General features: G+C 52.0%; 23 protein-coding genes. 14 read left to right on the top strand and 9 right to left on the bottom strand.

What is annotated here, in order from left to right; translation table 11 throughout:
• Nucleotides 1–5: 5 nt before the first annotated feature.
• The 4 genes from ACYVH9_RS05115 to ACYVH9_RS05100 are packed head-to-tail and all read right to left on the bottom strand — an operon-like array spanning nucleotide 6 to nucleotide 6,765.
• Complete coding sequence (locus tag ACYVH9_RS05115) at nucleotides 6–1,673, bottom strand: RagB/SusD family nutrient uptake outer membrane protein (protein ID WP_460635220.1); 1,668 nt, start codon at nucleotides 1,671–1,673, stop codon at nucleotides 6–8.
• A gap of 44 nt (nucleotides 1,674–1,717) precedes the next feature.
• Complete coding sequence (locus ACYVH9_RS05110) at nucleotides 1,718–5,101, bottom strand: SusC/RagA family TonB-linked outer membrane protein (protein ID WP_460635219.1); 3,384 nt, start codon at nucleotides 5,099–5,101, stop codon at nucleotides 1,718–1,720.
• A 25-nt stretch (nucleotides 5,102–5,126) separates the two neighbouring features.
• Nucleotides 5,127–6,125, bottom strand: coding sequence for a FecR family protein (locus tag ACYVH9_RS05105; protein ID WP_460635218.1), 999 nt, complete (start codon nucleotides 6,123–6,125; stop codon nucleotides 5,127–5,129).
• Between the two features lie 49 nt (nucleotides 6,126–6,174).
• The gene (locus ACYVH9_RS05100; RefSeq protein ID WP_460635217.1) at nucleotides 6,175–6,765 is read right to left on the bottom strand and encodes an RNA polymerase sigma-70 factor; all 591 of its coding nucleotides are present in this window, start codon (nucleotides 6,763–6,765) and stop codon (nucleotides 6,175–6,177) included.
• Nucleotides 6,766–7,123: 358 nt separating this feature from the next.
• Here ACYVH9_RS05100 and ACYVH9_RS05095 point away from each other — a divergent pair, with 358 nt between their 5' ends.
• A complete protein-coding gene (locus ACYVH9_RS05095) occupies nucleotides 7,124–7,693 on the top strand; it encodes a hypothetical protein (protein WP_460635216.1) in 570 nt (189 codons plus the stop codon).
• A 65-nt stretch (nucleotides 7,694–7,758) separates the two neighbouring features.
• On the opposite strand, the gene ACYVH9_RS05090 is transcribed toward ACYVH9_RS05095, so the two are convergent.
• A complete protein-coding gene (locus ACYVH9_RS05090) occupies nucleotides 7,759–9,114 on the bottom strand; it encodes an FG-GAP repeat domain-containing protein (RefSeq protein ID WP_460635215.1) in 1,356 nt (451 codons plus the stop codon).
• A 346-nt stretch (nucleotides 9,115–9,460) separates the two neighbouring features.
• Here ACYVH9_RS05090 and ACYVH9_RS05085 point away from each other — a divergent pair, with 346 nt between their 5' ends.
• Nucleotides 9,461–10,939, top strand: coding sequence for a gluconokinase (locus ACYVH9_RS05085; protein ID WP_460635214.1), 1,479 nt, complete (start codon nucleotides 9,461–9,463; stop codon nucleotides 10,937–10,939).
• Between the two features lie 17 nt (nucleotides 10,940–10,956).
• On the top strand, nucleotides 10,957–12,372 hold the full coding sequence (locus ACYVH9_RS05080; RefSeq protein WP_460635213.1) for an RtcB family protein: 1,416 nt from the start codon (nucleotides 10,957–10,959) through the stop codon (nucleotides 12,370–12,372).
• A gap of 12 nt (nucleotides 12,373–12,384) precedes the next feature.
• On the opposite strand, the gene ACYVH9_RS05075 is transcribed toward ACYVH9_RS05080, so the two are convergent.
• Nucleotides 12,385–12,939, bottom strand: a complete 555-nt coding sequence (locus ACYVH9_RS05075) for an RNA polymerase sigma factor (RefSeq protein WP_460635212.1) — start codon at nucleotides 12,937–12,939, stop codon at nucleotides 12,385–12,387.
• 443 nt (nucleotides 12,940–13,382) lie between these two features.
• On the opposite strand from ACYVH9_RS05075, the gene ACYVH9_RS05070 reads away from it, so the two are divergent.
• The 10 genes from ACYVH9_RS05070 to argH all read left to right on the top strand — a co-directional run bounded on the left by ACYVH9_RS05070 (nucleotide 13,383) and on the right by argH (nucleotide 22,387).
• Nucleotides 13,383–14,093: a LytR/AlgR family response regulator transcription factor gene (locus tag ACYVH9_RS05070; protein ID WP_460635211.1), complete on the top strand. Its 711-nt coding sequence runs from the start codon at nucleotides 13,383–13,385 to the stop codon at nucleotides 14,091–14,093.
• 47 nt (nucleotides 14,094–14,140) lie between these two features.
• Nucleotides 14,141–15,025 carry a trypsin-like peptidase domain-containing protein gene (locus ACYVH9_RS05065; protein WP_460635210.1) on the top strand — a complete coding sequence of 295 codons (885 nt, stop codon included), beginning with the start codon at nucleotides 14,141–14,143 and terminating at the stop codon, nucleotides 15,023–15,025.
• Between the two features lie 56 nt (nucleotides 15,026–15,081).
• Nucleotides 15,082–16,164 carry a M20 family metallo-hydrolase gene (locus tag ACYVH9_RS05060; protein WP_460635209.1) on the top strand — a complete coding sequence of 361 codons (1,083 nt, stop codon included), beginning with the start codon at nucleotides 15,082–15,084 and terminating at the stop codon, nucleotides 16,162–16,164.
• Between the two features lie 3 nt (nucleotides 16,165–16,167).
• Nucleotides 16,168–17,145 carry a type I phosphomannose isomerase catalytic subunit gene (locus tag ACYVH9_RS05055; RefSeq protein ID WP_460635208.1) on the top strand — a complete coding sequence of 326 codons (978 nt, stop codon included), beginning with the start codon at nucleotides 16,168–16,170 and terminating at the stop codon, nucleotides 17,143–17,145.
• Between the two features lie 104 nt (nucleotides 17,146–17,249).
• The gene (locus tag ACYVH9_RS05050) at nucleotides 17,250–17,687 is read left to right on the top strand and encodes a DMT family transporter (RefSeq protein WP_460635207.1); all 438 of its coding nucleotides are present in this window, start codon (nucleotides 17,250–17,252) and stop codon (nucleotides 17,685–17,687) included.
• Between the two features lie 21 nt (nucleotides 17,688–17,708).
• Nucleotides 17,709–18,287, top strand: coding sequence for a PD-(D/E)XK nuclease family protein (locus ACYVH9_RS05045; protein ID WP_460635206.1), 579 nt, complete (start codon nucleotides 17,709–17,711; stop codon nucleotides 18,285–18,287).
• A gap of 97 nt (nucleotides 18,288–18,384) precedes the next feature.
• Nucleotides 18,385–19,029 (top strand): 3-keto-disaccharide hydrolase, encoded by a 645-nt coding sequence (locus tag ACYVH9_RS05040; protein WP_460635205.1) that lies wholly within the window; start codon nucleotides 18,385–18,387, stop codon nucleotides 19,027–19,029.
• Between the two features lie 60 nt (nucleotides 19,030–19,089).
• Entirely contained in the window at nucleotides 19,090–20,313 is a 1,224-nt protein-coding gene (locus tag ACYVH9_RS05035) for an MFS transporter (RefSeq protein WP_460635204.1), read from the top strand.
• A gap of 92 nt (nucleotides 20,314–20,405) precedes the next feature.
• The gene (locus ACYVH9_RS05030) at nucleotides 20,406–20,882 is read left to right on the top strand and encodes a Dps family protein (RefSeq protein ID WP_460635203.1); all 477 of its coding nucleotides are present in this window, start codon (nucleotides 20,406–20,408) and stop codon (nucleotides 20,880–20,882) included.
• Nucleotides 20,883–21,028: 146 nt separating this feature from the next.
• A complete protein-coding gene (argH, locus tag ACYVH9_RS05025; RefSeq protein ID WP_460635202.1) occupies nucleotides 21,029–22,387 on the top strand; it encodes an argininosuccinate lyase in 1,359 nt (452 codons plus the stop codon).
• A gap of 22 nt (nucleotides 22,388–22,409) precedes the next feature.
• On the opposite strand, the gene ACYVH9_RS05020 is transcribed toward argH, so the two are convergent.
• A complete protein-coding gene (locus ACYVH9_RS05020; RefSeq protein WP_460635201.1) occupies nucleotides 22,410–23,270 on the bottom strand; it encodes an SMP-30/gluconolactonase/LRE family protein in 861 nt (286 codons plus the stop codon).
• Between the two features lie 93 nt (nucleotides 23,271–23,363).
• Nucleotides 23,364–24,608: an MFS transporter gene (locus ACYVH9_RS05015; protein WP_460635200.1), complete on the bottom strand. Its 1,245-nt coding sequence runs from the start codon at nucleotides 24,606–24,608 to the stop codon at nucleotides 23,364–23,366.
• 110 nt (nucleotides 24,609–24,718) lie between these two features.
• On the opposite strand from ACYVH9_RS05015, the gene ACYVH9_RS05010 reads away from it, so the two are divergent.
• Nucleotides 24,719–25,366 carry a phosphoribosylanthranilate isomerase gene (locus ACYVH9_RS05010; protein WP_460635199.1) on the top strand — a complete coding sequence of 216 codons (648 nt, stop codon included), beginning with the start codon at nucleotides 24,719–24,721 and terminating at the stop codon, nucleotides 25,364–25,366.
• 55 nt (nucleotides 25,367–25,421) lie between these two features.
• Here ACYVH9_RS05010 and ACYVH9_RS05005 read toward each other — a convergent pair whose 3' ends face one another.
• On the bottom strand, nucleotides 25,422–25,853 hold the full coding sequence (locus ACYVH9_RS05005) for an Hsp20/alpha crystallin family protein (RefSeq protein WP_460635198.1): 432 nt from the start codon (nucleotides 25,851–25,853) through the stop codon (nucleotides 25,422–25,424).
• Nucleotides 25,854–25,894: the final 41 nt, after the last annotated feature.

Genomic DNA, 25,894 nt, shown 5'->3' with positions numbered 1-25,894 from the left:
GGTTTTTAATAACCGGGATTCTGCACAATTGCCTTATTCGTCACGGTTTCGATGTACGGAATGGGCCACAGGTAATCCCGGTTGGATTTAAAGATGCGGACTTCAACCACGCGCATCCCGGCCTTGTTCGGAACGTTGCTGTAATCGGGTGTTCCATTGGCGTCGATAACAGGGGCGGTGGCCAGCAATCCATTGGGAATCCGGCCCAGGAAATTACCGTTCAGGAGTTTGTCGGCCAGTTTCCAGCGCCGGATGTCCATTAATCGAAAGCCTTCATTGGTCAATTCATACTTGCGTTCCCGGCGAATAATCGACCGAAGTTCGGCTTGCGTCTGGCCGGTTTTGATGGCGGGCATATTCACCGTAGGCCGCTGCCGCACCGCATTGATGGCATCGTATACCGACTGATCGATCTGGTTGGCTTCGATTTTTGCTTCGGCGTAGGTGAGCAGCACCTCGGCGTACCGGATCAGGATAATGTTCAGTTCCGAGTTGTTGCGGTCGTCTTTGTCGGTCAGGTCGGTGTATTTCCGCCAGCAATAACCCGTGTACGTCGCAAACGCGTGAATGGCATCCTGGTTATCAACGCGGGTATTGGTTGTGTAATTGACCGTCTTGACGCTATCCTTGTGGGTTTCGAACTTGAAATTAAAGTAATTGGAACCTGGAACAGCCACCGTAAAATCCAGCCGGGGATCGCGGTTTTTGAACGGATCTTTCGGGCTGTAGAGGGGTGATTTGTCGATGGTCAAACCGTCCGTACACTCGTAGGCATCAATCAGGTTCTGGCCCGGCACCTTGTTGGAAGCCCCCTGGGCGTTCCGCGACAGAAAGTTTTGCGGGGTGCTATGCACCACCGTGCTGGTTTTCAGGTACTGCAAGGCAAAGATGATTTCGTTTGAATTCTGCCCCTTGTACGAAAACAGCTCTCCATAATGCGGGTGTAGTTTATGGTGGTTCAGGTCCATCACGGCTTTAGCAGCCGCAGCCGCACTATCCCATTTTTCGTTGTATAATGCCGTTCGGGCCTTGGTGGCGAGGGCGGCCGCTTTGGTGGCCCGGCCCACATTGCGGGCGTCGTAGCTCACCGGCAAATCCTTCGCGGCTTCGTCCAGTTCGCTCAGAATGAACGTCACGCACTCCTCCTTGGTGCTGCGGGGAATCTGCGCTTCCGACAAGGCCAGCATTTTCGTCACCAGCGGCACGCCCCCGTACAACTCAATCAGGTAATGGTACATGTAAGCGCGAACAAACCGGGCTTCGGCCCGGTGGCGGGCTTGCAGCGCAGCATCCATCTTACCGTCCAGCTTGTGGATGTTGTCCAGAATAAAATTGCAGCGACCGATGATTTTGTACGAGTTGTCCCAGACGGACTTTACAAAACCGTTGTTACTGTCGTGGCTGCCTTTCCCAATCTGTTGCAGCGTACTGTTGTTTCGGTCCCAGCCCAGATCAGAGCAGTCGTCGAGCAGCAACTGGGTGGGCATATTATCGCTCGGATGGAAGTTCATGCCTTTGTAACAGCCGTTGACGGCCAGCTCCAGCTCACTGGCATTGGCAAAGTATGACTTGTCGGCGGGCCCTTCCAGCGGAAAACGTTCGAGGTAATCTTGGCAGGCTGTTGTACCCAACATCAGCCCAGCGCACAGAAACCAGCTATATATCTTTTTCATTCGTATGATTCTGTCAAGAAAGTAAAGGAAATGTCGGCGCTTGCCTAAAAATTAACATCGAGTCCAACACTGACCATTTTCACCTGCGGGTAGATGCGCCCGGTTCCCACCGGTGATTCTACATCGTAGCCGTCCCAGAATTTGTCCCAGGTCAGGAGGTTCTGGCCGTTGGCAAACACCCGTACCGAATTGATGCCGGCCTTTTTGGTCAGTGTCATGGGGAGGTTGTAGCCAATCTGAATGTTTTTCAGGCGCAGGTAGGCCGCATTCCGCATCCAGAAGCTGGAGTTCTTTTCGTTGTTGGCTTCACTGAATGCCAACCGGGGGAAGGTTGCGTTGGGAGTTTCGGGCGTCCAGTGGTCTTTGTGCTGTTCCTGAACCGTTCCTCCGAGGAAAAACGGCATGATCCCCTGTTCGTTCAGCAGCCCATCGGTTTTGCCAACACCCTGAAGGACAATGTTCAGGCTAAAGCCTTTGTAATAACCGTTCAGCGTGCTACCGTACGTAAACCGGGGAATCGTGCTTCCCAGCACCACATTGTCATCGCCATTGATAATGCCGTCGCCGTTCTGATCTTTGTATTTGATATCGCCGGGTTTGATCACCCCGAATTGCTGGGCGTGGGCGGCCACTTCGTCAACGGTTTGGAACAAGCCTTCCGCCTGCAACCCAAACAGCGAGCCAATCGGGTAGCCTTCACGGTTGGCCGTCAGGCCGACGGTGTTGACGCCCCGCAGATCAATGATCTTGTTTTTTACATCCGAGATATTGAACCCAATGTCGTAGCGAAAATCGCGAACCACCCCTTTGTAGTTGATGCCAAATTCCCAACCCTTGTTATCCACGATCCCGGCATTCTGGGAAGGTGCCCCCAGCCCAATAATCGCCGGAATATCCAGCGTCAACAGAATATCACTGGTGCGTTTGTAGTAGTAATCCGCCGTAATCGACAGGTTGGATAATAGGGTCATATCCAGCCCGATGTCGGTCATCTCCGTTTTTTCCCACGAAATTTCGGAGTTAGCCAAGGTATTCAGCGCCACCACATTGACAATCTGCCCGCCCAGCGAGTACGGTCCGAATTGGAGCGACGACATAAACGGATAGTTACCGATGAGCTGGTTACCGAGCTGCCCCCACGACGCGCGAAGTTTCAACTCATTGATGGTGTTAGAGAGTGGTAACATGAACGCTTCCTGCGAAATCCGCCAGCCCGCCGATACCGAAGGAAAAAAACCGTACTTACGTCCTGTAGCAAAGCGCGAAGAACCGTCGTAGCGGGCATTGGCTTCGAGCAGGTATTTCTGTTTGTAATCGTAATTGATGCGGCCAAACGCCGACTGCAACGCCCATTCCGACGCCCCGCCCGACGCCCGCTGAAGGTCCGACGCTCCGGCGTTTAATACCTGATAATCCGGCAACAGAAAGCCTTCGCGGTAGCCCGTCACGTTGTCGTTCCGGAAGTCTTCGCGCGAGAAACCGCCCAGTACTTTCACGCCATGATCGCCGTATGCTTTATCGAACGTCAGCGTTGCGCGCAGGGTGGTATACAGCGAGCGGTCGGTCGTTTCTGTCAGACTACTTCTGGCGGGGGCCAGAAAGCTCAAAGACCCATCAGGCTTGTAAGCCTGAATGGCCTTGTTGAAGTTCTTATTAATGGAAAGAGCATATTTGGGCGAATAGGCGATTTCGGCCGTCAGTGATTCAACGGGTTTATAAACCAGTGCTGCGTTCAACATCACGTACGGACTGTTGTTCTTCCGGGTACCGCCATCGCGCGACATGGCAATCGGGTTGTCGCCATTCCAGCCGTCGCCCCAAGTTCCGTTCGAGTTGATACCGATCTGGTTAGCCGGTATCCGGTTCATCCAGTGAAATACCTCTTCGGAGCTCCGTCCGGGTTCGAGGGTGGTCGCGGCCACAATTTGTAAATCGGCGCGGGCGCTTAATTTGTTCGAAAGCTGAATGTCCGTGTTGTTTCGCAGGGTGTACCGCCGAAAACTCGAATTTTCAATCACTCCTTTTTGATCCAGATACCCGGCGGAGGTCAGAAACCGTATTTTTTCGCTACCGCCGTTGATACTGAAAAAGTGGCTCTGCTGCAAGCCCGATCCGGTCAGCACTTCTTTTTGCCAGTCGGTATCCGGATACAGATCACGGTTGGCCGGGCCTTCCGTGCGGTATTTCTGAATCAGGTCGTCGGAATACAGGGGCGACCGGCCCACGTTTATGTAGGCTTCGTTGGTCAGCAACATATGGTCGATGGCATTGACCATTTTGGGCAGGTTGGTAGGTGTTTGCCAGCCAATGTAGTTGTTGTAATTGACCGAAATCCGGTTGGCCTTCGCGCGCTTGGTCGTGATCAGAATTACGCCGTTGGCTGCCCGCGACCCATAGATGGACGCCGAAGCCGCATCTTTCAGGACTGAAACCGACTCGATCAGGTTGGGATCAATGCTGTTCATCGACCCTTCAATATTGTCAATCAACACCAGCGGGTCAGAATTACCGGTTGTACCGACGCCCCGGATCCGGATCGAACCGCCATCGCCCCCCGGTCGGCCCGAACGCTGCGTGACCGTCACGCCCGGCATCATCCCCTGCAAGGCTGCGGATGTCTGCCCAACGGGTCGGCGAACGAGATCTTCGCTGGAAATGGACGAAACGGCCCCGGTCAGGTTCACTTTTTTCTGCGTTCCGTAGCCCACCACCACTACTTCCGAGAGTGATTTCGTATCGGCTTCGAGCTTCACCCCGACGATGGTACGGTTTCCGACGGTTACTTCCTGCGGGAGGTAACCCACAAAGCTGAAGACCAGCACCGCACTGGCGTCGGGCACATTCAACTGGTACGCTCCTTTACCGTCGCTTGTCGTGCCCCGCGTGGTTCCTTTCAGTACCACGCTCACGCCCGGTAAACCCGCCCCGGATTCGTCAGTAACGGTTCCGCTGATACTCAGATCAACGGTTTCGGGCTGATGGGCAGTCGTTCGTTCCGGCATAGTTCCTCCTGAGCGTTCATCGGGTGACACCGGAGCCGTAGGAAGTTCTATTGCTTCGATTTCGCGGCTAATCACCGTCGCTTTCTCGCGCGGGGATTCGGTAATGACGTACGTTCCTTTCCGAATCTTGCGAACCCGCAACCCGGTATTACGCAGCAGATTAAAGAGGTTTTTTTCCAGCGATACATTCAGATCCAGTGCATTGGTGGCAACACTCTTGCCACTCATAATCCGGTCTTCGAAAACAATCTCGACCTGGTAATAGCGCTGTAAATCCAGCAGGATATTCTTCAGTTGCACCTGCACGGGGCGGCCCTCCGGTCGCTGCATAGCCAGGGCCGCCGCGAGCGTCTGACTAAAAACGGTGACGGGGTAACCCGTCAAAAAAACGGCCAGAAAACTTAGTTGGTAAAGCGCTTTCTTCATGTAATTCAATGGTAAAAGGATCGAATCAATAATTTTTCAAGAGGAGAGAATTTCCGGTCGAGTCGATGCGGAGGACGTAGGTTTCGGTCAGAAGCTCCAGCAGCTCGTCGGCCGTTTGGGCGTGGAAGTCGCCGGAGATGGTGCGGTTCGCCAGTGAGTCATCGGCGATTTCCACTTTCTTGCCAAAGTGTTCACCAATCAGGTAGCAGGCTTCCCACAGCGACGTACCCCGGAACGAAAAGAGATGCCCTTCGCGGGCCGCCAGGGCTTTGACGGGAGCCAGTTTCCGCAGCTGAACATTGCCTTTCTGAGTCAGCATGAGCATTTCGCCGGGCTTCATGATCAGCTGCTTCTGTTGGGTAGCGGTTTTGTAGTCGACCCGGATCTTTCCGCGATCCAGAACCACTTTGGTGTTCTGCTTCCGGGCATAAACCGTAAACTCGGTGCCCAGTACCTCCACCCGAAACTGGTCGGATGTTTTGACCACAAACCGCTGGTTATTCTGCTTGTGGGTCACCGAAAAACTGGCTTCCCCTTTCAGCAGCACTTCCCGGATGTCATTCCGAAACCCAAAGCGGGGCACCATCAGCACCGAATTCGCTTTCAGTTTTACGTCGGTTCCATCTTCAAGCCGAACGGTTTTTACCTGTTCCAGATTGGTTTGATAGGTCTGGTACAAGATTCGTTCTTTAACCGAAAAGAGCAGCAACCCAAAGGCGATCAAAACCGTTGCCGCCACCAGGTACGGTTTCCAGCTCCACTGCCGAAAGAACGGTTTTTGGGCCGGAGCCGGGGCCATCACCGGGGCTTCGGGCTGTTCCAGCCGTTCCGCCAGTTTTTCAAAAGCCGCTTCCTGGTCCGGTACGAATTGCAGCGAGCGCATTTCCCATTCGAGCAGCCAGGCATGAAAGGTTTCGGTGTGGGCCGGATTCTTCAGCCACTCCTCCACCAATTGCCGTTCGAGCGGATTGGCCTGGCCCGCCAGGTAGGCGAACAGGGTATGTTTTGATACTGATTGATTCATTTGCGTGGAATTTGAACGGGAGACTTTGAAAACCGTCTTTCCCCTTAGTTCAATACATAAAAAGATTCAGCAGGCAGAGCAGAATGACCCATTCTTCGCGGAGTGTTTGACGCAGGTGCTTCAGCGCCTTGGAGATGTGAACCTCGACGGTTCGGGGCGAAATCTGGAGTTCGGCGGCAATCTCGTCGTACTTTTTGTTTTCGAACCGACTCAGCAGAAATACCCGACGGCACTGGTTGGGTAATTGCTCGATGGCCTCGTTGACGGCGAGAAAGAGGTTATTGAAGTGCACTTCCGAATCGGGCTGCGGCTGCGTACCGGGCAGGTTATTTTCGGTAGCGGATTCGATGGAATCCGTTTTCCCAAATTCTTTGCGCAGGTGCGTGTAGGCCTCGTTTCGCACCGCCGTAAACAAATAGCTGATGTACGAGGTGCGCACTTTTCGGTATGCTTCCGAACGGTAAAACTGGTAGAATACTTCACTCACCAGATCTTCGGCCAGCTGCCGGGAATAAACAAACCGTACCGCATGACTACACAGCGGGGTGTAATACTGACGGAACAGCAGTTCAAACCCTTTGCGGGGATCCTGTTCAAAGGCTGTCCGCAGAAAAAGCTCCGAATCGTAATGCGTCGACATCGGTTTTTCTTCTTTTACTGATGGCGAAGGCCAGGAGTCAGGGGAAGAATTTGGGGACGATAAGGTAAAGGTAGCCATTGGCGCATCATCTCTTAAACGAATTAAAGACTTAATTGCACTATTTTACCCTTAGTGTTTTTTTGAAAAAATTTGATATTTTTTTGAACGGATCGTCCCTACGCTGCGTCCTGAGCTCGTCCATCCTGATCAGCGCCTACAACTCAGTCACGCTTTTCACCAATTCAGTCGCCAGTCTGGTGCATTGGGGAGAACGGTTTTGGCCACGTCTGCGGTTTTACCTTGCTTTGTGTCCTGCGAATCCGCAGCACTTATAAACAACAAAAACAACTGAACAACAATGAAAATGCGTCTTCTTGCGCTTCTGGCGCTGGTGATTCTCTCCGTGGCCTGCAAAAAAGGAAGTAATGAAGTGATTGATCCTACCGACGGCGAAACGCCATCGGGTGGTACCAAGAATCCACCCGCAACCGGAAAAATCCCGGCGGAACTGGTCGGCAAATGGTCATACGGCACATTCTCGCCCACCAACTTCTGGGACTACAACGGCAAATACAGCGGCAACGCCTACGAACAGGCGCTGGTGTTTGAGTTTCACGCCAACGGCACGTACGAAGAATACATCATCAATGCGACCACCAGCTACAATTGCCGAACCGAAGCCTACACCTTTTTTAAAGGAACGGTGAAAGTCAATGAAGCCAGTCACACGTTTGTTATCACGCCCAGCAGCGGCAACTACCGTGGTTTTTATTCCTGCGCGCCCAAAAGTAACATCAACCGCGACGCCCGCAAGGATGAACTGAAGCAGGAAACAAAGAATTATCAGGTCGAAGGAGGGAAAACCGCTCTCAAACTGTCCAGCGCCGAAAATCCGCAAGGGGTTCGCCTGAAAACCATTACGTGGTAGAAACTATACCGGGCGGGATCTTACAATCCCGCCCTTTTCAATCCATCTGCGGATTACGGCTTCTGTTATTTCGGTTTTTTTGTCTGATTTTCCAGCAATATCACTCCGGCTTTCGATTGCCGCCAGCGTTGCAACAGCTCTTTGGGGGTAGGTGTTACCCGAAAAGCAAACGACCCCAGCAGAATATCGTCATCACCGTCCTGGTCAACATCGGCGGCATCCATCACCAGCCACGACCCCTGATCGGCTTCCGGGAACGATTTAGCCCGAAAACGATTGTTCCCCCGGTTTTCCAGGTAGACAAAATTCTCCAGCCGTTTTTGGGAGAAATCCGGAAAAAAGGCCACAGCCGCTACGTCGAGATCGCCGTCACCGTCAAAATCACGGGCCAGCGCTTTCATGGCACCGTACATCGGGTAAAACCAGACTTGCCGGAACTTAAAATTTCCATCGTTGCGAAACAACCGGATGCCGTGGTACCGTTTCAGGGTGTTAGAATAGTCGGCATTATCCCCATTTGTATACAGCAAATCCATATCGCCATCCTTGTCAAAATCGACTACATCCAGGTAGATGGAGCCAAAAACCGGCGGAAACCGCAATACCGTTTTCTTCCAGAACCGTCCTCCACCTTCGTTGTTAAAAATGGCCACCTGCTCGTCACTCTGCGACATCAGCACCACAATGTCGGCCCGGCCATCGTTGTTCATATCGGTCACGACGGCTCGCAAGGCCCCCGGCACAGGGTCCAAAACATGCTCAATGTAAGTCGTTCCGGTGTTTTCGAACCAACTCAACTGCCCCAGGTAAAAGCCAAACTGGCACACCAGAATATCCTCCTTTCCGTCGCCGTTCAAATCCGCGTACGTTGCTTCGACGGGCCGTTGCAGTTTATTTAGTAAAACCGTCCGTTCCGCGTTTTGCGTCACCGGATTTCGGCGGATGTGCAACAGTTCCCCATCCATCCGGTCGTTCGGGTCCATCGTTCCCATCGTCAACACATCCAGACTACCGTCGGCCCGGGTGCGCAGACTGGAAGGCGGGTTGAAGGTGATGGCGGAGTCGACCGGTTGCAAGTCATGGTTGAGGAACAACAGCTTCCCGCGCCGGCTCCCCACCGCAATCCGTCGGCTACGGGGTTCATATTGCAGCAGTGTGAGCAGATTATCAACCGGTTGCTGCGGCTTACGAACTTTGAACAACGGCAACTGGTACGAGAGCGACGGTTTGGCCGCTTGGGGCAACGGCTTCTCGGGCGCATTGTCTACGTAATAATCCGTAATTTTCTGCCAATCGTCGGGGTGCAGCATGGGCGCATCGGCAAACGCATTCGAGTGAATGACCCGCTCAATTTCGTCGGGCCCGCTCATCTGCCGAAAGGGCGATAACGAATCCGCAAAAAAACCCATCCGAAGCGCCATTTGCGGCAGGACGTTATGTTTCCAAAGGTGTTTTTCCAGTAAATCCGGTGTTGGTACAGCGTGGCAATTGTTGCAGTATTTCTGGGCAAGTTCGCGTCCGCTTAAATTCGATGGCTCAGTCGGCGCGCTCGATTGTGAACGTTGGTTGCAGGCTAGTAACCACCCACCCAAAAACAAAAAGGAGAAAAAACAAATTGATCTATGGAAAGACATTGTATGATAAAAACATCAACAAACTTACCATAAAACGCGCTGTTTTTCAAAATCACAGACCGACAACTACTTTATTTGCTTATTCCTATTACTTTTCCCGTTTCATTACACAGCATTCAGGTCCCCTAATCGTATGAACTGCATCCTCGGTGTCGATATCGGTACAACCAACGTCAAAGCGCTTGCCTTCCAACCCGAAACCGGCGAAATTATCGCTCACGCATCGGCTCCGCTCACCACACTCCACCCGCAGGCCGGGTATGCGGAACAAGACCCCGAGCACGTTTGGCAAAATCTGGTGGAGGTGCTGGCGGAGGTTTGCCAGGAAGTTCAGACACAGCACGCAACCATTGAAGCCGTTGGGTTCAGCGCAGCCATGCACAGCAGCCTGGCCGTTGATGATGCCGGAAAACCGCTCACAAACGCCATTCTGTGGTCCGACAACCGGGCAGAAAAGCAGGCTGACCTGCTCCGGCACGAGCGGGCCGACCTGGGCAAAGAGATTTACCAGCAAACGGGTATCCCGATGCATCCGATGATACCGCTGTGCAAACTGGCCTGGTTTCGCGAAAACAACCTGCGGCTGCTGCGCCGGGCCACCGGCTGGATTTCCATCAAAGAATACATCTGGCATAAATTAACCGGCCAGTATCAGATCGACTATTCCATTGCCACCGCAACGGGTTTGTTCGATAGCTACCAGAAAGTCTGGTACGCGCCCGCCCTCGAATTTGCCGGTATCCGGCTTGAGCAGTTATCAAAACCCGTTCCGACCACCCACGCGGGCAAACTGGCCGACGCGGACTTGCCGGGTTCTGTTACCCAGGGATTAACCGGATCAACGCTTTACATTGGCGCGTCAGACGGCTGCCTGGCCAATCTGGGCGCGGGAGCCATCGAAGCGGGCATCACCACCATCACAATCGGGACCAGCGGGGCCATCCGGCGCACCATTCAACACCCGCTGCGCGACGACCGGGGGCGGTTGTTCAGCTACATTCTGAATGTGGATGATGCCACCGACAAAAATTACTACGTTGTGGGTGGCCCCACCAACAACGGCGCCAATGTGCTGCAATGGGTATCGGAAAAATTGATACAGTCTGATACGGATGCGGTGCTGGAAGAAGCCACCACCATTGCACCCGGCTCCGACGGTTTGCTGTTTCTGCCTTACCTGCAGGGCGAGCGCGCTCCACTCTGGGATGCGGGCGTGCGCGGTTCGTACCTGAACGTCGACTGGCAGCACGGACGCTCGCATTTTATCCGGGCGGCACTGGAGGGCGTTTTATTCAATTTGCTCCGGATTGAGCGGATCTTGTCCCGCCATACCGGCCCAACGCGGGTTATCCACGCCAACGGTGGTTTTGCCCAGTCAGCGTTCTGGGTCCAGATGATGGCCGATATTTTTGGCGTTCCGGTTCGGCTCAACGAAAGCAACGAAAGCGGGGCCATTGGCGCGATTTTGTTAACCATGAAGGCCACCGGACGGGTTTCATCCTTAGTGGAAGCCAGCCGGCAAGTCCGGTTCGGCCAAACATTTGAACCGGACGCTGAACGGCACCGGCGTTACCGGAATGTCTATGAGCAATTTGAGAAAGCATTGCCGTAAACCACACCTCCGAAGCCATGAAACTTAAATTAACCGGTAAGGATCTCCGGAAAATCGGGTATCCGGAAGGAAAAGTCATCAGCATTGCCATTAGCGTGATGCAGCAGTTTTTCAAACATACCCCACAGACGGAAGCGCTCAAAATCCTGAAAAAGGTGTTGCAGCAGCCATCCGATTACCTCGAAAACGAAACTCTGGGCACGATTGCCGCCGAGTTGGTCGAAAAACCGGGCTCGGCAACCTCCGATGAAATACCGCTGAGCGAAGAACAGAAGGAATATACGGTTTTTGGGGCCGATCATATTGAAGCCGGGGCCATCAATCAGATGGAGATTGCCATGCGCCTGCCGGTTACGGTAGCTGGTGCGCTGATGCCCGACGCCCACCAGGGATACGGTTTGCCGATCGGTGGTGTTCTGGCGGCCCACAATGCCGTAATTCCGTACGGTGTAGGCGTTGACATTGGCTGCCGGATGTGCCTGAGTATATACGATTTACCGGAAAATATGCTAACCGGAGAAACCAACCGACTGAAAAATATCCTGCAACGCGAAACACTCTTTGGTGCGGGCCGGGAGTTCAGTAACCCCCTGGACGACGATGTGCTGGAGCGCCCGGAATTCCGGCAAATACCGTTGCTGCGCGGGTTGCACGACAAAGCCGTCCGGCAAATCGGGACATCGGGTTCAGGCAATCATTTTGTGGAATTCGGTATTGCCGACGTAACCGATCCGACCAATGAGTTCGGTGTACCGGTTGGCACCTACCTGGCGTTGCTGTCGCACTCCGGCTCGCGGGGGCTGGGAGCTTCTATTGCCAATCATTTCACCAAAGTTGCGATGGAGAAAACGCCACTGCCCCGGGAGGCCAAACACCTGGCTTGGTTGTCGCTGGATTCCGAAGAAGGGCAGGAATACTGGCTGTCAATGAATCTGGCGGGCGATTATGCCTCGGCCTGCCACCACCATATTCACCAAAAAATTGCCCGGTCATTGGGTGTTAAGCCGCTGGCTATGGTTGAAAATCACCATAATTTTGCCTGGAAAGAACACCATGCGGGCCCGGGAGCTGAATCCCAGGAACTGATTGTGCACCGCAAAGGAGCAACTCCGGCGGGAAAAGGCGTTCTGGGCATCATTCCGGGGTCGATGGCGCAACCCGGTTTTATTGTCCGGGGGCGGGGAGAAAGTCGTTCGCTCGATTCCGCTTCGCACGGTGCTGGCCGAAAACTTTCCCGAACGGCAGCCAAAAACAGCTTTACCTGGTCGCGGGTGCAGGACGTACTCAATCAGAACGGCATTACGCTGCTCGGCGGTGGCCTCGACGAAGCCCCCATGGCGTACAAAGACATTGACCAGGTTATGCAGTTTCAACGCGACCTGGTTGATGTGGTCGGAAAATTTCAGCCCAGAATTGTCCGGATGGATGATTAACCACCCTGCCCATTAATCCATCATGAACTGTTTCTGGTACACATCAATAACCTGATCGCGGGTACGTTTCAGGCGCATTTTGACGGCACTATGGTTAATATTATACTGCCGGGCAATTTCCGTTACATCAACATTATCAACGTACTTGAGTTGCAGCAAAGCCCGTTTATCCGGTTCGATTGTATCCATCACAACCGACAACTGGTTCAGCATGGCGTGTGAAGCCTCACCGCCTTCCGAGTCAGGCAAATTTTCTATGTCAACGTCATCCATCCTTACAACATCCAGCCGGTTGGCCACCCGGATTCGTTGCCGGCAGTAGTTCTGCGAAATCGAAAACAGCCAGGTCGAAAAAGCAGAGCGCCCCTGAAACTGATCGATTTTGATAAAAACCTGCAAAAAAATGTCGTGCGTATAATCTTCGGCTTTCAGTGGATCCCGTGTAAAGGTCAGGCAGCTGCCATACACTTTGTGTACATATCGCTTATACAAATCGTCCAAGTAATCCGAACGGCGAGTAGTTAAATAAGCCCCCACGAGCTCCTCATCCCTTAATTTACGCTTCATAATTGATATCCCGTTCCTGTTTAGTGACCATTCCGTTAAGACAGCATTGATAAAACTACAGTTGTTTGACTGTAGGGAGGTATTTCATCAGACTTGTAAGCGGCAGCGATGTTACTGATTTTATGTGGTTATTAAGAACAACTTTCCCGCCATACGTCATTTCTATTCATGATAACTGCATAAACGAAGATATAAACGCTATCAAATGAATCTAACAGAGTATAAACACCTACTTTTGTTTAGAAAACTCACAAAAAGTAAGCATGAATTTTCTGAGTAACTACCAAAATTCATTGTAATATGTTGAACAGAACATTTAACTGTACAAATAGCGTTTTAAATAGAATAATAGCTTCTTAGGCAGGATATTATTTGTCAAAACAAATTGTTTGAATACATTTACAGGAACTCCAAGAAGATAATTTCACTGACTCATTCACTCAATGAAAGCTCGTCAATGTCTGATTGTAGACGATTCTGATTCTGCCATTGCTATTTTGCAAGAATATTTTTCCAGAATCCCTCTATTTATGCCCCCTCAGGTATGCAGCACGGCCCAGGAAGCCACCGTACTGCTCCAGCAACAGGAATTCAATCTTTTTGTGCTCGATATTAACCTCCCAGATCAATCAGGCCTTGATTTAATCCGGAGCTTCCCGAAGGTGCCTCCGGTAATTGTGACGACTGCTCACACCGAGTATGCCGTCGAAAGCTTTGACATGGACGTAGCCGATTACCTGTTGAAACCCTTTACCTTCACCCGTTTTACCAAAGCCGTTAATCGGGCTTTAAGCATCCAGGTCGATCAGAATAGCCTGGCTGACGACGACTTTGTCTTTCTGAAAGTCGGGCATGCCATGCAACGCTTTGACTACGACGCCATCGATTATGTACAGGCATTCGGTACCTACAGCAAGGTGTATAGCAACCAAAAAGTGATCGTTGTGAACGAGACCATTTCACACCTGGAAACCCTTCTACCCAAACAGCAATTTCTTCGGATTCACAAATCATACCTGATGAATCTATCCAAAATCAATAGCTACAGTTACCGAAACGTTTTTATTGGTTCTGCCAAAATTCCCCTCGGCGCATCATACCGGGAAAAATTTGAAGGTTTTCTGACCCTTCTCGACAAAAAATTGGACCAGTAGCAGCTCAGGATTTGCTATCTTGCGCTCCCGTTTTATTTTCCCTTGTTATGTTTGTTGAAGCCATTGAGCGGGTCGACCCTTTTGTTCGTCCTATTGTATCGATTGTCCGAAGGTATGGCAGTAGTGAAGTAATCCCCGCCTGTTCTACCATGTTCTTCGTCAACGAGTTCGCTTGTGCCATTACCTGTAAACACGTTGCCGAACAATTACTCAACTCGGATGCAATTCATCACAACTACATGAAATTTCAGGGGGAACGGCGATCCATTCCCCGCGACCGAAATCAAACCCGCCGGCTGGAAGAACTCGAAAGTAAATATACCCTCCGGCAGGAAAGCATCATCCGAATCAAGAGCCAGTTTGTCAATACCGTTGATCGCTTTACCGAAATTACGTACCATTTTCACCCCACCCAGGATCTGGCCGTCATTCAATTCAAGGGCTACAACCAACTGAAGTACAACGCTTTCGCCACCTTTCTGCGCGATAGCAGCAAAGTAAAACCGGGCCGAACTTTATGCCGGCTGGGCTATCCTTTCCCGGAATTTACCAACTACCGGTTCAACTCCGACCTCGACGATATTGAATGGACCACCGAGGGACGCAGCAATACACCCCGGTTTCCCATCGACGGCATCATCACCCGGCTGCGGGGCGAAAACAACGAGATTGTTGGCATTGAAATGAGCACACCCGGTCTTCGCGGGCAAAGTGGCGGCCCGCTGTTCGATACCAATGGCATCATTTATGGCATGCAAAGTTCGACCCGCCATTTGCACCTCGGTTTTGACATTGAAGACCGTGAAGTAATTGTCAATGGCCGCCAGACCCGGGTTTCCAACTATCCGTTTCTGAACGTTGGGCAGTGTGTGCACGTTGACATTATCAAAAAATTCCTGCGTGACCTGAATATCAAATTTTATGAGGGCTAGACCCGTTCTACCTTCAAGTGCTTATACCGTAACTGAACTTAAGAAGTAAAGAAGTAATGATTTCACAACTAACGGCGTATTCGTTGGAAACACAAACCGAATCGGCGATTGACCTGCTTAAACGGCTCATTGCAACGCCCTCCTTCAGCCGGGAAGAAGACCAGACGGCGTTGGTAATCGAACGCTTTTTCCAGCAACAGAACATTCCGTATCGACGGACGAAAAATAACATCTGGGCGCAAAACCGTTTTTTTGATGTGTCAAAACCGACCCTGCTGCTCAACTCGCACCACGATACTGTCAAACCCAATGCCTCCTGGACGCTCGATCCGTTCAAACCGATTGAGCGCGAGGGCAAGCTTTATGGGTTGGGCAGCAATGATGCCGGAGGCTGTCTGGTTTCGTTAATAGCCACGTTCTGCCACTTTTACGGCAAGAAGGACCTGGCGTATAACATTGTGATGGCCGCCACGGCGGAGGAGGAAGTTTCGGGTCGTGAAGGCCTTGAGATGCTTCTGCCCGAGTTGCCACCGATCGTTTTTGCCATTGTGGGCGAACCCACGCAGATGCACCTGGCCGTTGCCGAAAAGGGCCTGCTGGTACTTGATTGCACGGCGAAGGGCAAATCCGGCCATGCCGCCCGCGATGAGGGTGATAATGCCATTTATTACGCCATCAAAGACATTGCGTGGCTCACGAGCAATCCGTTTCCCAAACTGTCGCCCACCCTGGGTCCGGTGAAATTGTCGGTTACCGTGATCAACGCCGGATCGCAGCACAACGTTGTGCCCGATACCTGCACCTTCACGGTCGATGTGCGCGTCACGGAGCAATATACCCTGGAAGAAATCATTGAAACCGTTCGCAAAAACATTCGTTCGACGGTTCAGCCCCGCTCCATTCGCCTAAAACCGTCCAGTATTCCGCTGGATCACCCAATTGTGCAGGCTGGTTTATCGCTGGGCCGCGAAACCTACGGGTCGCCCACCACCTCCGATCAGGCGTTGCTCGACTGCCCATCGCTCAAATGCGGGCCCGGTCATTCCGAACGCTCACATACGGCGGATGAATTTATTTATTTGCGGGAAATTGAACAGGGAATTGAGTTGTATATTCGAATGTTGGAACAAATCCTGTAAACCATGCTTTACCCACTCACGTTTGAAACCATTTTCAAAGACAAAATCTGGGGCGGACAGAAAATAAAAACCGTTCTGGAAAAAGATTTTTCACCCCTGCCCAACTGTGGAGAAACGTGGGAAATATCGGGCGTTGCGGGCAATATCTCCGTGGTAGCTGAAGGGCCGCTGAAAGGAAAAAGTTTGCAGGAACTGCTGGAACACTACAAAGAAGAACTGGTTGGCCAACACGTTTACGAACAGTTTGGCAACGAATTTCCGCTGCTGGTTAAGTTTATCGACGCCAACGACGACCTATCGATCCAGGTGCACCCGAACGACAAACTGGCGAAAGAACGGCACAACAGTTTTGGCAAAACCGAGATGTGGTACATCATCGAATCCGACGAAGGCTCCACCCTGAATTCAGGATTTAACCGGGAAGTCACCAAAGACGAATACGTCAAAGCCGTTGCGGACAACACGTTGATGGACATCCTGAACATCGAAAAAGTACAGGCTGGCGATGTGTTCTTTCTGCCCGCGGGCCGGGTCCACTACATCGGCAAGGGCATTTTGCTGGCCGAAATTCAGCAGACTTCGGACATTACCTACCGTATTTACGACTTTGACCGCACGGACGACAAAGGCCAGAAACGTGAACTGCATACCGAACTGGCCGTGGACGCCATTGACTACCAGCACTACGACCATTACAAAACGCAGTACGATCCGCAGCCGAATCAGAGCGTCAACGCCGTTACCAGCGATTACTTCGTCACCAACGTGCTGAACTTCGATCAGGAGGTGCTGCACGACTACACACACCTGGATTCGTTCGTTATTCTGGTTTGTGTGGGCGGCTCGCTCACCGTCGAAACCGGCGAGGGGTACCGCATCCCGCTGAAAATGGGCCAGTGCACCCTGCTCCCGGCTTCGACGAAACAGGTAACCCTGATACCCGACGGAGAGATGACGGTCCTGGAATCATACGTTCCCTAAAGGAGTTAAAAATGAAGAGTTATGAAGTAAGCGTTAAAAAGCTCTGCCAAAATCATTACTCCGCGAAGCGAACGCTTACTTCATAATTTATACCTCTTAACTCTATGATCTACTTCCTTTTTGCCTTTCTGGTTGGGGTGGCCACAAGCGTGCAGTCGGGGGTTAATTCCCAGTTGCGCCAAGTGGTGGCTCACCCCATTCTGGCGGCACTTATTTCTTTCGGGTCCGGTTTTGTGGCGCTGACCGTGATTAGTCTCGCCCTGCGCGCGCCCGTTCCATCGGTTGAAGCCCTGCGAGAGATCAGCTGGTGGAAATGGACGGGCGGCCTCCTGGGTGCCGTCTACGTCACTACGGTGATCATCACCGTTCCGCGCATCGGTGCGGGCAACCTGCTCAGCCTAAGCGTAGCTGGGCAACTCCTGGCCGCCGTTATCCTCGACCATTACGGTTTGCTCGGATTTCGGGAACACGGTCTGACAGTTTGGCGACTGGTGGGCGTCTTGCTGATTGTGCTGGGGGTGGTTTTTGTGGTCAAGAATTAGGGCATTCGTTCCAAAGAAGTCATGGTCAAATATCGTTTTTATCCAACGCTGCTGAATGTATTTTCCCGTTACCTGACGGGCGGAAACATGTCGCTACAGCAATTACTTGATACCATCAACCGGGTACCAACACCTACCACTGCCGCCCAGGAACGCGGTGTTCGGTTCGAAGATGCCGTGGTGAAAGGTGAGGACGAAGAACGGTTCAGCGCCGACATTCTGGAAAAATTCCGGCGGTATCTGCCCCGCCCCATCGTCGAAACCCAGGTTTATTGCCAGTACGAAATCGACGATGTGCTCTTTTACGGGTATGTCGATCTGATCGGGAAGTTCAAAGCCGTCGATATCAAAACAACATCCTACTACCAACATCCGCGCTATACGTTCAATCACCAGAACCTGTACCTGCACGCGCTGAAAAAACGCGGTATCCGGCTGATGGAATATTTGATAACCGATTTCAAAGACGTGTATGTGGAAAGCTATTCGCTCACGCACCCGATTGAAAAGCAACTCGAAGAAATCCGGCTTTTCAAGCAATTTCTGGAAGAACACCGAGAATTGATCTCCGATCCGAAGATATTTATAACGCCGGAGTGAGTAGAAAAGACCCTTTCGCTGGGTTTCCCAGCAGGAGGTAAGCGGAGCCTCTGAAAAAATTCTTTCCACCAAACGCTGCGAAACAACTTTTCAAACGATGAAAAAGCTCCTCCTTCTCACCGCTCTTTCTTTCTCGCTTATTTTCTGCACCTTTCAGAAAGAGCAGGATCAACCTCTCTTCAACGGAAAAAATTTCAACGGCTGGACCGTTCGCGGAGAGCAGGTAAAAAACGATTACCGCATCGAGAATGGCGAAATTGTGGGCATTTCCAAACCCAACTCCCAGAATACGTTTTTGTGTACCAATAAAAACTACGATGACTTCATCCTGGAACTGGAAGTGAAAGTTGACACCGGCATGAATTCCGGCATTCAGTTTCGCAGCGAAAGCCGCCCGGATTACAAAAACGGCCGGGTACACGGGTATCAGGCTGAAATTGATCCGTCGGCCCGCGCCTGGAGCGGTGGGCTGTACGACGAAGCCCGGCGCGGCTGGCTGGCCGATCTGAAAAACAACGCCGAAGGCCGTCAGGCATTCCGCAAATTCGACTGGAACAAATACCGGATCGAAGCCGTTGGCAAAACCGTCAAGATTTACCTGAATGGCGTCCAGACCACCGATTTTACCGACACGCTCGAAACCCGCGGCTTCATTGCGTTGCAGGTTCACGGCACCAAAGTGCAACGTCCGATGGAGGTTCGCTGGCGCAACATTCATTTGCAGGAGCTGGCCAAAAAATAATCCCCGGCCTTACACAAAGTTCTTCTTTTTTATTCCCCGTCAACCGTTCACCTTTGCGGCATGATTGGCCGTAGTTTACGCTTGTACCGGGATGCTTACCGGGGGCTGCCCACCACCGTCTGGCTGCTGGGGGGCGTCATGCTCATCAACCGCTGCGGCACAATGGTTTTGCCGTACCTCACCCTGTACCTGACGCAACACCTGCATTATACGGTCACGGAAGCGGGCGTGGTCATGACGGTTTACGGCACCGGTGCGTTATTCGGAACCTTCCTGGGCGGCCGCCTTTCCGATCGTTTCGGCTTTTATCCGGTGCAGTTTCTGAGCCTGCTGGTTTCCGGCTTTTTCCTTATTTTCCTCCAGTTTGCCCACGGTTTTTACACCATGTGTGGCGTTGTATTCATGTACACCCTGCTGGGCGAAACATTCCGGCCGGCGGTTTCGTCGGCAGTAGCGCATTACAGCGCCCCCGAAAACCGGACCCGGGCCTATTCGCTCAACCGGCTGGCGATCAATCTAGGCTGGTCGCTCGGGGGCGGTCTGGGTGGTTACCTGGCCGCTATTGACTACCGCCTTCTGTTCTGGGTAGATGGCCTAACCTGCATCGTTGCCGCCATCGTTTTACGGGTTTTTCTGCCCCCACCCGACCGCATAAACACCACCCACGAAACAACGGAGTTGGTGACCGTCAGGTCGCCTTATCGCGACCACCTGTTCCTGGTTTTTGCCGGTGCTACCACACTTTTCGCCATCGGTTTCTGGCAGCTGTTTAGCATGATTCCGCTGTATTTCAAGCAGTTTATGCACCTGAGCGAGGCCCAGATTGGTTTATTAATGACCATGAACGGCCTGATGATTGTTTTTATGGAAATGCCGCTGGTCTATACCGTCGAAAAACGGTATGCTTCCCTGAAACCGCTTATCATTGCTGCCGGTGTTTTACTGATCGGTTTTTCGTACCTGCTGCTGAACACCGGCTCCTGGGCTTTTCTGGCCATCATCTGCGTCTTTTTCAACACCCTGGGTGAAATGCTGGCGATGCCTTTCATGCTTTCCTTTACAGTGGAACGATCCACTTCCCAAAATCGGGGGCAATACCTGGCGCTTTATTCAATGGCGTATGCGATAGCTCAGATTACCGCTCCGGCTTTCGGCTCACAAATCGTTACGTGGCTGGGCTTTTCTATGCTGTGGATTGTGGTGATGGGTTTGAGCCTGGTGTCGGCGAGCGGTTTTGTCTGGCTCCGCAGGCAATTAAAAACCGCCATTCCCGAAACTGTCTGAATCAATACGGTGTTGCTAAATAGACGATATTTTGCTCAGAATGAAGTTTTCTATCGTTTTTTGACTCAATCACTAATCACCATTTACACCCTATGGAAACACTCAACCGAATTGGACTCGATACCGAAAAAAGCGAAGAACTGGCTAGCTTACTGAACGAACTGCTGGCGAATTATTCGGTTTTCTACCAAAATACCCGGGGCTACCACTGGAACATCAAGGGCGATAAATTTTTTGAGCTGCACCTCAAATTTGAAGAACTGTATACGAGTTCGCTGCTCAAGATCGACGAAATTGCCGAACGGATTCTTACCCTCGGCCATACGCCCGGCCACAAGTACTCCGAATACGCCAAGCTCTCGAGCATTGCCGAAAGCAACGAGGTGTCAGACGGCCGCAAAGCCATCGGCGAAATTCTGGAAGCCTTCAAAATCCTGCTGCAAAAAGAACGTCATTTGCTGACATTGTCGGCCGAAATCGACGATGAAGGTACAAACGCACTCATGAGCGACTACATTCGGGAACAGGAAAAGTTGGTCTGGATGTATTCCGCCTTCCTGAATCGGTAACAAACCCAGGAACGGTCGCTCTGCAAGCCCGTCGGGCTGGTTTGCTGGGGGCTGATACCGTCCGGATAACGGTTTTTGGCTATTCAGTTCAATAGTCCGGAAAGAACCGCTTACTTTTGCCGCTTACCACTGATTCCATTACCGTCTTGAAACTCTGGCAAAAAGCAACTACTGATACCGATTCCCAGGCCGCCGTCGAAAAAATTGAACGGTTTACCGTCGGGCGCGACCGCGAAATGGACCTTTACCTCGCGCCGTTCGACGTGCTGGGCAGCCTTGCCCATACCACCATGCTCGAAACCATCGACCTCTTAACGAGCGAGGAATTAAGCATTTTGCGTGAGGAGTTAAAAAATATCTATGGGCAAATCCAGGCCGGGCAGTTTACGATTGAAGAAGGCATCGAAGATGTTCACTCGCAGGTGGAGCTGATGCTGACCCGCAAACTGGGCGATGTTGGCAAGAAAATCCACAGCGGACGCTCACGGAACGATCAGGTACTGGTGGATCTGAAGCTGTTTACCCGCGACCGGCTCTGGCAGGTCGCTCAGGGCGTTCAGCGGGTTTTCGACCGACTTATTGCCCGTTCGGAACAGCACAAAGCGGATCTGCTACCGGGGTATACACACTTACAGATTGCCATGCCATCGTCGTTCGGGCTGTGGTTTGGGGCCTACGCCGAAGCACTGGCCGACGATATGCTGACGTTGCAAACGGCTTTTCGGCTGGCAAACCGCAATCCGCTGGGTTCGGGCGCCGGTTACGGATCGTCGTTTCCGCTCAACCGGACCTTGACGACGGAACTGCTCGGTTTTGAAGGAATGCACGTCAACGTGGTGTACGCGCAGATGAGCCGTGGCAAAACCGAGCAAACCGCGCTGACTGCCGTGGCTGCCGTGGCCGCTACGCTCTCCCGCATGGCGATGGATATCTGCCTCTACAACAGCCAGAATTTCGGTTTTGTGACACTGCCCGACGCCCTGACGACGGGTTCCAGCATCATGCCCCACAAGAAAAACCCCGATGTGGCTGAACTGCTGCGGGCTAAAACCAACCGCCTGAAAGCGCTGCCGATGGAAGTGACGCTGGTGATGAGCAACCTGCCCTCAGGCTACCACCGCGACATGCAGATTTTGAAAGAAATTCTGATGCCCGCGTTTGAAGAAATCCTGGATTGCCTGCAAATCACGGATTTTATGCTGGAAAATATTCAGGTAAAACCGAACCTGCTTGATGACCCTAAGTACGATCTTCTGTTCTCCGTTGAACGGGTCAATGAACTGGTTTTGCAGGGCGTTCCCTTTCGGGAAGCGTACCTGATTGTTAAATCCGAAGTGGCCGATGAAAGCTATACGGCTTCGCGCGAGCTGCGGCACACGCACGAGGGTAGCATCGGCAACCTGGGTAACGACCAGATTGTAAATCACATGGAAACCGCTATGCAGGGGTTTGGTATAGAGAAAGTAGAAAAAGCCGTCCGGCAATTGCTCGGAACGCAGGAGTAATCCTGCGTTCCGGCGTACGATTTTACTCCAGCCGGTAAGCAACCAGCTTATTTTTAAAGAACGTCGGGACAACCACCAGTTTTTTGCCCGGAACGTAATCGATATCAGCCGCATTGACTTTTTCACTTCGCGTATCGATCAGAAGTTGCTGCTGGCCATCGGCGGTGATGTAGAACAGGCGGCCATTCCAGTCAGACACGATAAAGTCTTTCCCCACCGCAACAATTCCATCGGTATTGGCCATCCCGTCGGCAATTTTGGTCAGCTTTTTAGTGGCCACATCCAGCGATTGCAACGCGCCGATTTTGGTGCTGCCGACCATCAAAGTCTTGGTACCGACCGCCAGTAAACCGTTCGGATTGTTGATGTCTCCGCCGTCAATCCAGACTTCCCATTTGTCGTCTTTCAGGCGATAAATTTTATTGTTCCGGTTATCAGAAACGTACACCGTTCCGTCTTTGTCGACCGTTACATCGTTCAGGAAAGCCTTTTTATCCGTAGCATCCCAGGTTTGTTCGGCCTGTCCGGTAGTTCGGTTAATAGCTACCAGCCGGTAAACGTCCGTTACGTACAGCCGGTTTTTATGAATTCCCATCCCCTTGGGCGCATTCAATCCCGTAGTCCATTTGAGATTTTCGATCTTCCCATCGAGCGATACTTTTGAGATAAAACCGTCGCCGTCCAGCGAGTCACCTTTCCCAACAATGTTTGCCACGTACAGCACGTTTCCTTTCGGATCATACAGCACCGATTCCGGTACCCGCAGCGTGGAATCAGTTTCCCAGACTTTAACGAGTTTCTTTTCTTTTTTAGGCGCTTCGAAAGCCGACAGGGTAACGGTCAGCAGGATACTGCCGCCCAGGAGTAAGTTTAGTAGACGCATGATTCAATGGTAGATGGATTTATGCTTTTCGCGAAAGTAACGACACCTCCGGCGTTATTCCAACCAATCAACCGCTTTGTTACTATAAAACCATCAGCTTAACCGGACCGCAAAAAGTTCTTTTGAGTTGTAGTAAACATAGACTACCACCAGCAGCGTAATGATCCCACCCATCGCCACCGATGGCACCACGCCCAGCAGCCGGGCTGCCACCCCCGATTCAAAGGCGCCGATTTCATTCGACGAACTGACAAAAATACCGTTGACAGCCGCCACCCGGCCCCGCATGTGATCGGGCGGAAAAATCTGCAAAATGGTGTTTCGGATAACAACGCTGACGCTGTCGAAAGCCCCCGTCATGAACAACGCCACCACGGACAGCCAGAAGTGCGTCGAAAAAGCAAAGACCAGTGAGAAGACGCCAAACCCCAGCACCGCAATGAGCATGTTCCGCCAGGCATTGTGGGTGGGCGGAAACCGCGTCAGTAACAACATGGTTCCGATGGCACCAATGGCCGGAGCTGCCCGAAGAACGCCCAAACCTTCGGCTCCTACTTTCAGAATGTCTTCGGCAAAAATGGGTAGTAGGGCAATTACCCCGCCGAACAGAACCGAAAACAGGTCAAGAGAAATGGAATAAAGAATAATTTTGGTTCGAAAAACAAACCGAATTCCTTCGCGCAGGCTGGTCCACAGGCCATCTTGTTGCCCCTCCATCACCGGAACCGGCTTTTTCTTGATCATGGAAATCAGGACCAGACACACCAGCAGCAGCCCGATCACTACCAGCAACGAATTGTCCAGCCCCAGCCAGACATACAGAAAGCCCGCCATGCCCGGCCCCACAATAGCGCCGGCCTGATAGAAGGAACCCGACCAGGTGGACGAGTTGGCATAATGCTGCCGCGGTACGAGAAACGGTTTCAACGACGAACTCGTTGGCGAGTAGAATCCTTTAGCCGTACCGATCAGCACCAGCACCCCGTAAATAACCGCCAGTTGCGCCGTCTGTGACAAATGGGCTACCACCGACGGCTGGAAAACCAGGTACAGAATAACCGAACCCAGAATAATAACTGACAAACTAATTTGCAGAATGGAACGCTTTTCTTTCCGGTCGGCCAGGTGCCCGCCAAAAAGCGATAAGGCAATGAACGGCAAGGCTTCGGCCAACCCGACCAAACCCAGCGCCAGCGGATCGTGGGTCATTTTGTATAATTCGTACCCCAGAATGACCTCCTGAATCAGCAAAGTAGCGGTAATCAGAAAACTATTGCTAACGAAAAAGCGAAATTCGGGATAACGAAGCGACGCATACGCGTCAGTCGGTGTATTCATACCACAAAAATAACTGTTCAGGCAGGATTCTGCTGCTTATAAAATGCAGTGGCTGTTCCTTTGTTCATTAATTTGTTTAATAACTAGCAGAGCCGTTGAATTAATTCAGTATGCACGTAAAAATCTGTTGCATCAGCAGCACCGAAGAGGCCCGCATGGCTGTAGCTGCGGGCGCTTCCGCCGTGGGTCTGGTCGGAAAGATGCCCAGCGGGCCAGGCATCATCGACGATGACCTCATCCGGGCCATTGCCCGCACTGTTCCTCCGCCCGTCGCGACCTTCCTGCTCACAAGCGAACCCTCGGCCGAAGCCGTCATAGAGCACCAGCATCGGGTTCAGACGAATACCGTTCAACTGGTCGATGCTCTGCCGAAAGGCAGTTACCGGGTGCTGCGTGCAGCCTTGCCGGGCGTCAAACTGGTTCAGGTCATTCACGTCCTCGATGAGCTGAGTATCGACGAAGCCCTGGAGTCGGCCGAAGAAGTTGATGCCTTATTGCTTGATTCGGGAAACCCCAAGCTGGCCGTCAAGGAACTCGGTGGTACGGGCCGACGCCACGACTGGTCCCTGAGTCGCCGGATTGTGGAACAGAGCCGGGTGCCGGTTTTTCTCGCTGGTGGCCTGAAACCGGAGAATGTCCGCGAAGCCATCGACACGGTCCAACCGTTTGGCCTCGATCTATGCAGCAGCGTCCGCACAGCTGGCAAACTGGATCAGCAGAAACTAGAGCATTTCTTCAGAAACGTTCGCGGCTATTAAAAATAAAAACCCCGATCCAACCGGACCGGGGTTTCTTTCTATGCGTTTACTAACCTTACGCTACTGCAATTTGCTTGGGTTCAACAACCGTTTTTTCAACTTTCGGCAATTCTATTTTCAGAATACCGTCGACATAGGCGGCCTGAATTTGCTCGCTGTTGATATTTTTTGGTAAACGGAAGCTCCGCTCAAATGAGCTATAGCTAAATTCTTTGCGTGTAAAATTTTCCGTTTTTTCTTCGTCGGTGTGCTCCTGCTTGGCCGAAATGGTCAATTGATTATTATTCAGGTTGATTGAGAAATCTTCTTTTTTCAATCCCGGTGCAGCCAACTCAATGTGGTAAGCCGTTTCATCTTCCTTGATGTTAGCCGGTACGGTGGTAGCGGTTTTGGCAAGTGCAGGGGCGCTAAAATGCCGGTCAAATTCACGGGCTACCAGGTTGTTAAACAGAGACGGTAATTGGTTGTATTGGACTAAGGTTCTCATGACTTGTATGGTGTTTATGTTTTAAAGTTCTTGATTACGAT

It is taken from the genome of Larkinella harenae (assembly GCF_054780515.1).
The sequence above is the reverse complement of the archived record's forward strand: the minus strand, read 5'-3'. Positions and strand labels throughout refer to the sequence as shown.